Here is a 13967-nt window from a genome sequence, read left to right on the forward strand (position 1 = left end):
TTTGATTCCTGGTATATTTTTTTATATTTTATCAAATTGTTGATTAAATTAGCGGTAATTCTTTATGACCGGGATGGCATTTATGAGTTTTTTGGTGTAATCATGCTCAGGATTGGTAAAAATGTCCTCGACACTTTTGGATTCGACCACTTTACCAAAATACATAACGACAACTCTATCGGATATATGCTCAACCACACTCAAATCATGCGATATAAATATATAAGTCAATTTAAATTCATCCTGAAGGTCTAGTAAAAGATTTAAAACTTGTGCCTGTATGGATACATCAAGTGCGCTTACAGGTTCGTCGCAAACTATGACTTCAGGATTTAAAGACAGTGCTCTTGCAATTCCTATCCTCTGTCTTTGTCCGCCTGAGAATTGATGGGGATATCTATCATACCACTCAGGATACATGCCGACTTTATCCATCAGATATAAAACCCTCTCTTTTATATCCTTTTTACTCATATCAGTGTTTAATTCAAGCGGTTCACCTATGATCCTACCGACTTTCCATCTCGGATTTAGTGATGAGTATGGATCTTGAAAAATAATTTGCACTTTTTTTCTATACTCATGGAGTTCTTCGTGTGAAAGTTTTGATATATCTTTGCCTTCAAACAGTATCTCTCCGCCTGTTGCCTCTTCGATTTTCAGTATCAGTTTAGCGGTAGTGGATTTACCACATCCGCTTTCTCCAACCAAGCTTAAAACTTCACCTTTTTTAACATCAAAACTTACATCATCTACGGCTTTTATGATCTTTGGCTTTTTAAATAAGCCCATATTTATCTCATAATACTTTTTTAAATTCTTTATCTCAAACACTTTTTTACTCATCTTATCTCCTTTGGAAAGGAAAGATAATCAACATTATCATCAATGGTGTCAAGCTTTTTCTTCCTCGGTGTTACACCCGGTATGGGGATAGAGTGTAAAAGTGCTTTGGTATAGGGGTGTCTAGGGTCTTTAAAAAGTTCTTTTGCGCTGGCTTTTTCCACTATATGGCCTTTATACATAACCACTACTTCATCAGCTATTTGAGATACAACACCCAAGTCATGAGTTATAAAAAGGATGGAAGTATTTTTCTCTTTTTGAAGTTTATTCATAAGGTCTAAAACCTGAGCCTGGATAGTGACATCAAGTGCGGTTGTCGGCTCATCTGCTATCAACAGTTTGGGCTCACAGGCCATCGCGATAGCTATCATAACCCGTTGTCTTTGACCGCCGCTTAGCTTGAAAGGATACTCTCTATACTTTTCTCTTGGATTTGGTATACCAACCAACTCCAAAGACTCTATGACTTTTTCATATCTTTGATGCTTGTTTAACTGTTTTTGATGCAGTTTTAAAGCTTCATCTATCTGATATCCCACTGTATATGAAGGATTGAGAGAAGTCATTGGCTCTTGAAATATCATCGATATCTCTTTGCCTCTTACTTTTCTCATTTTTTTATCGCTTAATTTTAAAAGATCTTTTCCTTCAAAAAGTATCTCACCTCCTACTATTTTTCCCGGAGCGTCTATGAGTCTCATTATAGAAAGTGAAGTTATACTTTTACCGCTACCGCTTTCACCGACTATACAAACTGTTTTTCTTTTTGGTATATCAAAGTTTATACCGTCTACGGCTTTGTTCACTCCCTCATCAGAGTAAAAGTATGTTTTTAAATTTCTTATTTTAGCCAACACTACTTATCCTTTAACTTCGGATCCAAAACATCCATCAACCCGTCACCCATAAGGTTAAATCCCAAAACGGTGAAAAATATAGCAAGGCCCGGATAAAATATCATCCATGGGGCAGTAGTTATAAATTGAAGCGAATCACTGAGCATAGCTCCCCACTCTGGAGTGGGAGGCTGAGCGCCAAGCCCCAAAAAACTAAGTCCTGCGGCTTCAAGTACAGCTGAGGCAAAACCCATAGTAGCTTGAACTATTATAGGAGATGCGCAGTTTGGAAGTATGACTTTGAACATCAGTCTCATATGAGATGAGCCGTTTACTTTACTGGCGATGACATACTCTTTGTTTTTTTCTGCCAAAACCGAAGATCTCACCACTCTGGCATATGTTGGTATGCCTACTATTCCTATGGCTATCATCGCATTAAAGAGACTAGGCCCCAGTATGGATACAATGACGATAGCCAGCAAAATTGCTGGGATCGAGAGCATGATATCAACTATCCTCATGATGAACATATCAGTTTTGCCACCAAAATATGCAGCAAAAATACCCATAAAAAGACCAAATGACAAAGAGACACCGACTGATATGGCTCCTACCATCAAAGAGATCCTTGATCCATAGATGATCCTTGAAAAAAGATCTCTTCCGAAATCATCAGTACCTAGTATATGTGAGGCAACTCCCTTCGTGTCCCACATGGGAGGTATAAGTCTGTCGGCTAGATTTTGAATGGTTGGAGGATACTGAGCGATATATGGAGCAAAAATAGCCATGCCGATCAAAACTAAAACGATAAAAAAACCTGCTACGGCTGATTTGTTTCTTTTGTATTGTTTTATAAAATCATATATTTGCACATACATTAGCTTAGCCTAATCTTGGGATTTATAAATGCATATAAAATATCCACTATAAAATTTACGATTATAAAGATGGTTGCAATGATAAGAGTAGTTGACTGGATAACAGGGAAATCTCTTTGATAAACCGCATTTACAAGCCATTTTCCGATACCCGGCCATGAAAATGTCGTTTCGGTAAGTATGGCGCCGGCAAACAAACTGCCAAGCATAAGGCCTATGATAGTTATAACCGGCATCATAGCATTTCTTAATGCATGTATGAAAATGACTTGAAATCTACTACATCCCTTGGCTCTTGCTGTTTTTATATACTCTTCTTTCATAACTTCTATCATACTACTTCTTGTCATTCTTGCGATGATGGCCATCGGTATAGTTCCAAGGGCGATAGCCGGAAGTATCAAATGTCTCAAAGCGTCCCAAAAAGCTTCATAATCTTTTAGTATAAGTGAGTCGATCAGGTAAAATCCGGTTATATGATCTATGTCATATTCGTATCCAAGCCTTCCTGAAACAGGTAGCCATCCAAGTTTGACGGAAAAAAAGTATATCATAACAAGGCCAAGCCAAAAAACAGGCATGGATACACCTGCTAAAGCACCGAACATACTTGCATAGTCAAAAACCGAGTAGCGCTTGACAGCCGATATGATGCCTGCTAACATACCAAAAAGAACCGCAAAAAACATCGCAACTACGGATAACTCTACAGTTGCCGGAAATCTATCCATAAATTCATCCATAACCGGTTCATTACTTTTTGCGGATTTTCCAAAATTACCGTGAATTACATTGTTCATATAGATAAAGTATTGCGTATAAAGTGGTTTATCAAGACCTAGTTGTGCACGCATTTGCTCTATGGCAGTCTTGTTCGCTTTGTCCCCAAGGAGTGCGACAGCAGGGTCGCCTGGTGCCAAGTGAACCATGGAAAACACAAGAAGAGTAACTCCAAAAAGCGTAGGAATCGTCCAAAAAATTCTTTTTAATGTGTAAGAAAACAAAAAAACTCCCTAAATAAAAATCGGATATAAACTTAGCATATTGTTTCTTTTGAATAGTTTATATCAAAATAAGGCACTGACCGAATAAAACTTTCTAACGGTTTTAAAATTTAAAAGGATTTGCAAGGATGCAAATCCAAATTTTAGCCTCGGAGAAATTGCAGGATGCAATTTTGAGAATGAGTGTAAAAGTTTTATTTGGTCAGTGCCCAAAATATATAAACTATTCAAAAGAATCGGAGAGATATACTCTCCGATATGTTATCATCTATTTATCCAGCCATACTTTTGTAAAAACTCTTTTCCCCATAGGGCTTAGTTTGAAATTCATAACTTTTTTTCTGACAGCTTCAACAACTATAGAATTTGCAACTGTTACCCACGGAACTTGCTCGCCAAAAATCTCCTGAGCTTTTTTATAGAGCTTTGTTCTCTCTTTTACATCTGAGATCACTTTAGCTTTTGCGACCAAATCTGAAAACTCTTTATTTTTCCATGCAGCCCTGTTGGTTGCAGGAATATTTGCGGCATGTGCGGTAAGAAGTACATCTAGGAAATTATCTGGGTCACCGTTGTCACCAGTCCATCCTAACAAACAGGCATCATCTTCAAGTTTTTTACCTTTGCTTAGATATGTTCCCCAGTCATAAGAGACAATTTTTGTTTTAACTCCTACTTTTGCAAGATCTGCCTGCATAGCTTCGGCCACTTTTCTGGCATTTGGCATATATGGTCTTGATACCGGCATCGCCCACAGGTTGAAGCTCAAATTTTCATATCCTGCTTCTTTTAAAAGTTTTTTTGCCATTTTTGGGTTGTATTTGAATTTTTTGATATTTGGATTATAACTCCACATTGTAGGAGGTATAGGAGCATAAGCCGGTCTTCCGAAGCCTGCATAAATTGCTTTTACCAATGCCTCTTTGTTGATAGCATAGTTTATCGCTCTTCTTACTCTTACATCCCTAAAAGCTTTCACCTTATACTCGTTTAAAGCCAGATATCCTACATTTAAACCCTCTTGTTTTATAAGTTTAATATTTGGATCTTTTGCAAGTTGTGGTATCTCTTCAGGATTTGGAAAATCCATAACATGAATTGAACCCACTTTCAACTCCGCAGCTCTTACTGAAGAGTTTGTGATGACTTTTAGTATAAGTTTGTTTATATAAGGTCTTCCATCCCAGTAATTTTTGTTTGCAGTAAATATCATCTTATCGTCTTTTACCCATTTTTTAAAAACGAAAGGACCTGTTCCTACCGGGTATCTTGCAAGTCTGTCAGCCTTGTTGTTTTTTAACAAATCCATAGCGTAATCTTTACAAAGTATAGAAGCAAAGTCCATTGCCATATTTGCCAAAAATGGAGCTTCTGGTCTATTGAGTGTAATTTTAACAGTATATTTGTCGATTTTTTGAATATCTTTGACGATATCACTCATGTTCATAGCCGCCCAATACTGATATGAGCCGCCTATTTTATTGTATGGATTGTTTTTGTCATATTGTCTTCCAAGTGAAAAAACTACATCATCCGCAGTGAATTCCACTCTCTTTTTGAAATATTTAGTCGGGTGAAAAAATACACCTTTTCTAAGATGAAAAACATATTCCAAACCATCTTTTGATATATCCCAAGATGTTGCCAATGCAGGTTCAATTTTGGTAGTACCTAGCTTAAATTGGACAAGCGTATCGTAAACCTGAGTAGAAGCGTAAAAACTTTCACCATCCGTTACATGAGCCGGATCTATGGAAACAGAATCCCCGCTTCTTCCAAAAACCAATGTTCCGCCATATTTTGGCGCAGCATACATGAGAGTTGTTAAAAACAACAATGATATTACAAGTAATTTTCTCATAAAGTCCTCCATAAAAATTTGTTATATCAAGTATATCCTAATAAATATTAAATACAACTTTTTTAGAACATTTTGGTATAATAAACAAAATTAATATTACGGATGGACATGATTATAAGGAAAGTTGATACAATTACTTTAAAAACTCCTCTTAACCAGCCGTTTACCACATCATTAAGAAGTGTAACTCATTTAAACTCTATCATAGTGACGATGGTTGTAAACGACAATATCATAGGTTTTGGTGAAACGGCAGCTGCTTATGAAGTAACAGGTGAAGATGAAGAATCCATTATAGAAAGTATTCACACGATATCTTCAAAAATCAAAAATGTAAACTTTGACTCCCTGGATAGTATACTAAGTGTGATTCATAACTCCACAGAAGGAAACCATAGTGCCAAAGCGGCACTGGAAATAGCTTTGTATGATATATTTTCAAAAATGAACAATCAACCTTTATATAAGTTTTTAGGAGGTACTAAAAAACATATCAAAACAGGTATGACCATCAGTTTGAGCGATATAGAGACAATGCTCTTGCAAAGCGAAGCTGCCATTTTAGATGGCTTTAAGTCACTGAAGATAAAACTTGGTAACAATGTAAAAGAAGATATAAGTAAAGTAGTTGCTATATCTAAGATGATAGATGAGAGTGTATCTTTAAAACTTGATGCCAACCAGGGATGGAGTGTGAGAGATAGTATCAAATTTTTAAAAGAGATTGAGAATCATCAGATAAATATCGACTTCATAGAACAACCTATCAAAAAAGATGATATCAGTGGACTAAAAGAGATAAAAGACAGTAGCAAGATACCGATATTGGCCGATGAAAGCGCATTTTCCATAAATGATGTAAAAAATATAATCAGTAAAAATGCAGCTGATTATATAAATATCAAACTAGATAAGTGCGGTGGTATATCAAAAGCATTACAAATCGCTGATGAATGTGGTAAAAACGGTATAAAGTGCATGATGGGATGTATGCTAGAGGGTCCCATAAGTATAGCCGCGGCAGCACATGTAGTATCTGCAAGAAATGATATCATAAAGTTTGTGGATTTGGATGGTGTAGCACTTTTGAAAGAGAATTACACAAAAGGCAAAGTGATATTTGATAAGAGTGATATAATACTTTCAAACTCTAATGGGCTGGGTGTTTCACTATGACTTGGAGTTGTTCTTTAGTTCGTTAACATAAGTGTTTTCATACATATAGTAGTGCTTATTGGCTATCAAATCGCTGTCATATTTATCATGTGTGACCATGAGAGTTATCAGCTTTTTATCAATTGTTATCTCTTTTACAAGCTTTAACATATCTGTTTTTATCTCTTTATCAAGTCCTCCAAAAGGTTCATCAAGCAATAAAACAGGACGATTCATCACTAAAACTCTAGCAAGTGCCACTCTTTGCTGCTCTCCACCTGAAAGTGAAGCTACGCTTCTTTTTTGATAATTTTCAAGTCCTATTTCTTTTAGGATTTGAGAAATTTCAGAAGATTTGTCTTTTGTGATTTTAAAGCTTTTATCTATACCGACAGCTATATTTTGCTCTACATTTAGATACTCAAAAAGATTGTAGTTTTGAAAAAGGATGGAAAGGGGTCTGTTTTGAGGCTCCAAATTTAAAAAGTTTTCTTTATTATACAAAGCTTCTCCGCCAATTGGCTCCAAAAAACCTGCAAGGATATCAAGAAGCGTTGATTTGCCGCTTCCGCTTTTGCCCATGATGGATACTACTTCACTTTTTTTTGCAGTCAAATCATAGCGGTATATCTTTTTATTTTTATCGTAATAAAATTGTAAATCATTTATCTCTAACACTGCCTGCCTTTAAAGTAGTTAAAAATATACCCAAAACCAGCACCAAAAGCAAAAGTGCGATGCCTGCTGCGTCTTCAGTCCTGTATGAGCCCATCTTTTGATAGAGATACCATGGCAAAGTCGCTATATCCTTATCTCCAAAAAGTGCAATGATGCTCAAATCTCCAAGAGAAAACGAAAAAGAGAGTGCTATGGTGTAAACGAGTTGTTTTTTTAGGTTTGGAAAATATATATAAAATAATTTTGAAAAAAAGTTTATGCCTATGGATATGATAATCTTGTCATATTTGCTTTTTATCTGATATATTTGTGGATAGAGTGTATTGAATGCAAAGGGTAGGGCAAGAAGTGTGTTTGCAAATATCAAAGATACTACAGCTGTAAAATGCAAAGGCAAAGAAAAGCTTTGTGAAATGATAAAAAACCCGACTCCAAGCACAATGGACGGGACTATAAGATAGATAGATGAAGAGAGAGTTATCATTTTTTCAAAAAAAATGTAAAGATATGATTTTTTAGTGCTATATTTCATCAAAAGGTCAGCTTTTGCAAAAGAGAGTATAAGTGAGACAAACAGTGCGAACATAGAAGAAACGGTGGCTACATATATAGAAAAACCAAAAGCCCTTATAAATTCTTTCTCTTTCAAAAGTCTGGTAAAATCCGCATGCAATCCGTCAAAAACTATGGCAAGAAGAGGCAGAGTGAAAACAATGAGAAAAGTTAAAATTACAATTTTATGATAAAGTAGCTCATTTTTTGTTTCAAGCCATTTTGTATCTTTGGTGAAAATTATCGATATATTTGAGGGTGTGTAACTTTTTGACATGAAAAAAAGAAGTATCGTCGAGATAAAGATTTGTAAAAAAGAGAGTTTTATACTCAAAGGTATATCAAAATCAAATTTCAAAGCTTCATATATGGCAACTTCCAAAGTATTGTAAGCCGGCGAGCCTCCTAAGACCAAGACTATGATAAAAGAGCTAAAACACAAAAGAAATATACTCAAAGCCAGACCTGATATGTATGGCTTTATGCTTGGTAGTTCAACATAGTAAAATCTTTGCCATATATTTAGTCCGATATTTTTGGAAAGTTTGTATCTTTGTTTGGGTATAGAGCCAAAAGCATCAAGAAAAACCCTTGAAGCAAATGATGCGTTAAAGTAAACATGGGCAAACAAAATACCTCCCAGGCCATATATATAACCACCGAAATTTTTACCAAAAAGTAATGAAGTTATCTCATTTATCCAGCCATGCTTTCCAAATACCGTTATGATACCCAGTATCACCACGATACTTGGCAAAACCAGTGCTGAAGAGAAGAGTGATATGACAGTATCCCTAAAAGGTAAATTTCTTAGATGAGTCAAGCTCCAAGAGAGCATAATGCCAAAAAGCATGGATAATATCGTAGAAAGTGTCGCTTGAAAAAATGTAAACTTCAAAAGATGTATAACATAAGGAGAGTAGTTTGTCAGTATATCTTTTGGATTTTGAAAAAAAAGAAGCTTATATAGTAAAAAAGATATAAAAAAAAGAAGTAGAAAAGATAGAACCACCCCTGGAATAAAGCTACTTTTTGATACCATCAAGCCATTCTTGAATATACTCTTTTTTGTGTTTTGTTATATCATTCGCATCAAGCAAAAGACTCTTTTTTGGTCTGTCCATAAAAGGTTTTGGCAATGGTTTTGAAGTTTTTGTTACTGGATACATCCAGTTTGTAGTAGGGATTATATCGGCAAATTTTGTGCTTATCATATACTTCATAAAATCATTTGCCAATTTTTTATGCTTTGAGCTTTTTAGGATAGCCGCAACTTCTATCTGCATATAGTGACCCTCTTTAAAATGAGCATATTTGTAGTTGTATTTTTTCTCGGCTATTATATGATAAGCCGGGGATGTAGTATAGGAAAGTACCATATCGGCTTCACCTTTTAAAAAAAGATCATATGCTTCAGACCATCCTTTTGTGATAGTAAGTATCTTTGGTGAAAGTTTGTGCCAATACTCTTTTGCTCTGTCTTTATATATACTTTTGACCCACAAAAGAAGCCCAAGTCCCGGTGTTGAAGATCTTGGATCTTCTATAACTATCTGTTTGTTGTTATCCAATTTTAACAAATCCTCAAAAGAGTGAGGAGGATTTTTCATCTTTTTGCTATCATAAACAAAGGCAAAATACCCCCAATCAAAAGGCAGAAAAATTTTATCTTTCCATTTTATGGGAAGTCGTAAGCTACTTGTGTCAACATTATAAGGCGAAAAAAGACCGGTATTTTTTGCCATTTGCATACTGCTTGTATCAAGCCCCAAAAGTATATCCGCTTTTGTGCCTTTACCCTCAAGCTGTATTTTTCTCAAAGCCCCGATGGAGCTGTCAACCGGCGTAAAAACAAGCTTGCAATCATACATCTTTTCAAAAACTTTTTTGATTTTGGGAGCCGGTCCCCAAGAAGCCGCAAAAGCATCATAAGTATAAATGTTAAGAGTAGGTTTTTGTGTTGCACATAATGTTAAAGCTAAGAATATAGCTGTTAATACTGTTTTTTTCATACCATTCTCCATTTCTCTGATTTGTTGTCTGTTAAATATATAATTTCATAATCTTATGTTTTAACTCTTCAAAATTCATTGTATAGTCAAAGTTTTGCCCTAATGCAATATTTATAATATCTATAAAATTATTTTTATTATAATATTGTGTGTTACTATAATAATCAATTTCTATACTATCTAATTTTGAAATTAAACATATTATTTGGTATGATTTATCTAATACAGATGTTTTATTATTCGGATGTGCTCTATAATAATGTTGATTGGGAGTAATTGCTATAATGTTTTCAGGCATATCTGCTAACTCTGGATAGTCTGAAGCTAAAAATATATGGTGTGCTTGAGTTGCTGGATAATTTTTAAACCTATGAATTTCACTAATATTATGAATGTTTTTGACAAATCTTTTTGCTTTTGAAATATAATATTCATAAGATTTTTGATTATCTATTCCCTGTTCAAAAAATATTTTATTAAATTCTACTCTTGTTAACGATTTATCTTTTTTAATATCTCTCCAATTAGGTCTATTATAGAGTAAATCATTATAATTAATATCTCCTATTTTACCTTTTATAGTGCCTTTCTTTTTATATTTAAAACTTAATATATTTAACATTGGATTTAATATTCTAATAGGTTCAAGCTCTTTATTGATAGGAGTATTTTTAACTATAAAATCAACATAATTTTTTCTTAAAGTTTCAAGTGAAGATTGAGTTTGAACTTTAAAAAAATCATCAAATAAATTCCAAATACCACTATCTTTTAAAACCTTTTCAAGATATATAGTTAACACGTAGTAAGCATTTCTATCTCTTAGTGAGATATATTCTATTATATTTTTCTCTACTACTAAATAGTTATTTTCCCGCCCTTTTTTATTTTCTTTTATTATCCCAACATAAGCTAACATTTTTAGTGGTTGAGAAAAAAATTTATCATATTCTTTTGAAGCTTTTTTAATTTCAGGCTTATTAAATATTTCGGTTACCAATTCATTTGAGTAATCACAATATCTTATATCATTAACTGTAAAAGTATTTGTTGTATCATCAAGGCAGTAAAGGATAGATTCGCAAACAGCACTTAAAACATCTGGCTGAACTTTTTGGTCAAAAAACCGAGCATTATGGTTTTTTCGTATATCTAAATTTTTGCTTTCAAAAAATTTATTTATTTTTTCTAACATATTTTAAACCTATAAAGTTAATCCATAATCAAAATCATTAAGATATTGAGGTGGAATAGTGTTTCTTATATTTTGAATATTTTGAGTATTTCCATATTGAAAATTATGATTTGTAACTATATGTTGAACAAATTCATTACAATTCGTTCTATGCACTATGTTTCCTGTTCCCACAGTAAAACTGAAACTTCCTGGAATCGGAGGATTTTGTACATAAAAAAGTATTCTTCCTTCGCTCCCCCACGCTCCTTGTTGCTCATTATGTTCCCAAACTATTGATGATGTTTCATCTGATTTTGCCAAATAACCTAATGCCTTATAATACTCACTTTCATTACTAAATACTACTTGATTTTTTGTTCCAAAACTACTTTTATACATTTTTTACTTCCTTTTTTATGATATATTTTTTAATAGTCCAAAAAATTTTACTGAATTATTATCTATATTTAAAGATCTTGTTCCTCTATTTCTTGCTATTTTATAATATTCAGTAAACTCTTTGCTACTAAAATATTCTAAATGCTCTTTTTTTATTTTAATATTATTTTTTGGTTTTAAAAGTGCTACAGAACCATCTGTAATACAGTGTTTTGGTAAAAATGTAGCTCTTGGGTTATATGTAAGATTTGGCACCAATATAATATTATTTTGATTTAAAAATTTTGAAACAGCAAAAGTATCAATCTCATCAATAAAGCAATCATAGTTTTCTAAATTTTTGATGCTATTATTATCTATATTTCTTGATTTTAAAACTCTATACTTTCCACTATTTTTTGTATGTTTTTTAGTAATTTGTCTATCTCTAAAAGCTTCAAATATATCTAATTCCATTTTTTCAACAACCATATCAAAAAAGCTATTTCTATAAATCAACCAATAAGGAAAACTCTTGTCAAATATATAATCTTTATTTTGATAAAAAATACTATTTGTAATATAACTTTCTATTTTAATTAATTTTGATTTTTCTTTTTTCACTGTACTAAGCATAAAGCTAATTGTTTCTATTTTAACACCTTTAAAAGCCTTTTCCCCATAATCTGTAATTGAAAGTAGATTTTGTTTTTCTAAAACATCTCTCGTATCATTAAACTCTGGAGAATTTATAAGGCTTTTAGGAACTATAAAAGAGGTATATTGCGAAATTTTTAAAGCTTTTTCTATAAAAAATGAGAATATATTGTTTGTATTTTTATTATAGATACTTTGTTTATATTTTTCTAATAACTCTTTATTTTTTGTTATTTTTCCAAAAGGAGGATTGCCTACAACTAAATCATAATTATAACTATTTTTCCAAAGCAAAAAATCTGCTTGAATAAAATTAATAGAAAAATTTGATGGCATTTTTATTTTATCTAATAAGACTTTTAATATTTGCAATGAGTTAGAGTCTATATCAATAACATCTAATATTACATTTTGGATATTTTTATATTTTTCAAATAAAAGTGGTAAGAAATTTCCAATACCTACTGATGGTTCTAAAATTTTTATAGTTTTTTTATTTTTAAATTCTGGTAGTTTATTTATTATATTAAATACTATATCTTCTCTTGTAAAATAGGCTTTATTTTCTACTCTATTTAAATTTGCGAGTTCTACAATACTATATAAATCATTTGCATTGTATTTACTTTTATTTTCTTTTATAAAATTACTTAGATTTTCAACATTTGTAAGATTATACTTAATAATAATTTTATTTATCTCATTTACTGATAATAATTTTTGAGTTAATGCTTTTTTTATATTTTTTGCAATTTTCTCAAATATCTTTGTTGGAACTGCTTCTCCAATGCAGTGTCTAATATTTAACTCTTCTTGTTTTAAAAACTTTCTTTTCTCTTCAATTGTTAAATTATTTAACTCTTCAAAACTTTTATTAGTCCATCTAAATTCATCTGGAATACTCATCATCTTCATTAGTTCTCTTATACTAAAGACTCTATTATCTGATGGATGAATAGTATTTTGTGATGCTAAAATGTCATTTCTTGTATGGATACAAGGTGCTACTTCATTCCAATACCATCTTTTATATTTATCTCCATTTTTATTTTTATTGTAAACTATTTTACCATTTTTTATTTGATGCGGTATCTTCAATGGGTCTTTATTGTCAAATGCAGATTCTCCCTCATTAATATCTTCTATCCAAGCCAACATCTTTTTGTCAAAGCTTCTATATGAATGGTATATATCATTTGGATTAATTTCCCCCATTGTTTTTAGAGATGGCAGATTCCCTATTAACTCTTTTAAAGTTTTTGCCTTTTGTTTTTTTGGAAAAAGTTTAAAAGGGCTAATTTGAACTAAATCTTTCCTAACGCCAATTACTAATGTCCTAGTTCTACTTGATTGTGAGCCATAATCTTTAAAGTTTATAACTTTTGATAAAATATTATAATTACCACCTAAATTTAATTCGATAGCTTCACTTATAGGTTTTTCAATATTGTCAATATCTGTGCAAATAGTGTTTAAAAAAGCTCTAACATTTTCAAAAATAAAAATTTTTGGTTTAATTTTATTTACTATTTTTATTGATTCTACTACTAATGAGTTTCTTTTTATCTCATCATTGGATTTTTTATGATTTGCTACACTCATACCTTGGCAAGGTGGAGTTGCTATTAAAACATCTAAATCTTGTATGTTATTATTTTCTAACTCTTGATAGATTTTATATTGTATCTCTTTTTGTGAAATATCCCCTTGAATATATCCACTTTCATATATACACTTATTGTTATATCTTTGAATGCTAAGTCTTTTTTCTAAAAACTCATTTGTAACAATGCAATTAAATCCCTGCTGTTTAAACCCATAACAACCAACCCCGGCACTGCTAAAAAGTGAAATATAAGTCAAACTTCCTTTTTTAATATCTTTTCCTTTTTCAATAAAATCAAATAAATTTAATGTTTTCATAATG

The 13967-nt window shown here is 32.2% G+C and carries 12 protein-coding genes; 1 reads left to right on the top strand and 11 read right to left on the bottom strand.

The features are described from left to right. Positions 1-48: 48 nt before the first annotated feature. The 5 genes from ACZ47B_RS02750 to ACZ47B_RS02770 all read right to left on the bottom strand — a co-directional run bounded on the left by ACZ47B_RS02750 (position 49) and on the right by ACZ47B_RS02770 (position 5431). Positions 49-846 carry an ABC transporter ATP-binding protein gene (locus tag ACZ47B_RS02750; RefSeq protein WP_464895151.1) on the bottom strand — a complete coding sequence of 266 codons (798 nt, stop codon included), beginning with the start codon at positions 844-846 and terminating at the stop codon, positions 49-51. Next, a complete protein-coding gene (locus ACZ47B_RS02755; protein WP_464895152.1) occupies positions 843-1703 on the bottom strand; it encodes an ABC transporter ATP-binding protein in 861 nt (286 codons plus the stop codon). The genes ACZ47B_RS02750 and ACZ47B_RS02755 overlap by 4 nt, the downstream gene beginning before the upstream one ends. Then, the gene (locus ACZ47B_RS02760; protein ID WP_464895153.1) at positions 1703-2566 is read right to left on the bottom strand and encodes an ABC transporter permease; all 864 of its coding nucleotides are present in this window, start codon (positions 2564-2566) and stop codon (positions 1703-1705) included. Before ACZ47B_RS02760 ends, ACZ47B_RS02755 begins: the two co-directional genes overlap by 1 nt. Further along, positions 2566-3570, bottom strand: a complete 1005-nt coding sequence (locus ACZ47B_RS02765; RefSeq protein WP_464895154.1) for an ABC transporter permease — start codon at positions 3568-3570, stop codon at positions 2566-2568. Before ACZ47B_RS02765 ends, ACZ47B_RS02760 begins: the two co-directional genes overlap by 1 nt. 268 nt (positions 3571-3838) lie before the next feature. After that, positions 3839-5431, bottom strand: a complete 1593-nt coding sequence (locus ACZ47B_RS02770) for an ABC transporter substrate-binding protein (RefSeq protein ID WP_464895155.1) — start codon at positions 5429-5431, stop codon at positions 3839-3841. Positions 5432-5539: 108 nt separating this feature from the next. Between ACZ47B_RS02770 and ACZ47B_RS02775 the strand changes: the two genes are divergently transcribed. Further along, positions 5540-6607 (top strand): dipeptide epimerase, encoded by a 1068-nt coding sequence (locus ACZ47B_RS02775; RefSeq protein WP_464895156.1) that lies wholly within the window; start codon positions 5540-5542, stop codon positions 6605-6607. Here the strand turns inward: ACZ47B_RS02775 and ACZ47B_RS02780 are convergent. The 6 genes from ACZ47B_RS02780 to dcm are packed head-to-tail and all read right to left on the bottom strand — an operon-like array spanning position 6602 to position 13963. Next, positions 6602-7264, bottom strand: a complete 663-nt coding sequence (locus ACZ47B_RS02780; RefSeq protein WP_464895157.1) for an ATP-binding cassette domain-containing protein — start codon at positions 7262-7264, stop codon at positions 6602-6604. The genes ACZ47B_RS02775 and ACZ47B_RS02780 overlap by 6 nt on opposite strands. Continuing rightward, the gene (locus ACZ47B_RS02785; protein ID WP_464895158.1) at positions 7248-8858 is read right to left on the bottom strand and encodes an ABC transporter permease subunit; all 1611 of its coding nucleotides are present in this window, start codon (positions 8856-8858) and stop codon (positions 7248-7250) included. The genes ACZ47B_RS02780 and ACZ47B_RS02785 overlap by 17 nt, the downstream gene beginning before the upstream one ends. Then, positions 8842-9828 (bottom strand): thiamine ABC transporter substrate binding subunit, encoded by a 987-nt coding sequence (gene thiB / locus ACZ47B_RS02790; protein WP_464895159.1) that lies wholly within the window; start codon positions 9826-9828, stop codon positions 8842-8844. The genes ACZ47B_RS02785 and thiB overlap by 17 nt, the downstream gene beginning before the upstream one ends. A gap of 31 nt (positions 9829-9859) precedes the next feature. Continuing rightward, positions 9860-11023, bottom strand: coding sequence for a restriction endonuclease (locus ACZ47B_RS02795; RefSeq protein WP_464895160.1), 1164 nt, complete (start codon positions 11021-11023; stop codon positions 9860-9862). 9 nt (positions 11024-11032) lie between these two features. Further along, positions 11033-11404: a hypothetical protein gene (locus ACZ47B_RS02800; protein ID WP_464895161.1), complete on the bottom strand. Its 372-nt coding sequence runs from the start codon at positions 11402-11404 to the stop codon at positions 11033-11035. 15 nt (positions 11405-11419) lie between these two features. Then, positions 11420-13963, bottom strand: coding sequence for a DNA (cytosine-5-)-methyltransferase (gene dcm / locus ACZ47B_RS02805; protein ID WP_464895162.1), 2544 nt, complete (start codon positions 13961-13963; stop codon positions 11420-11422). Between the last annotated feature and the right edge of the window lie 4 nt (positions 13964-13967).

The sequence above is a fragment of the Thiofractor thiocamini genome (genome assembly GCF_055384375.1).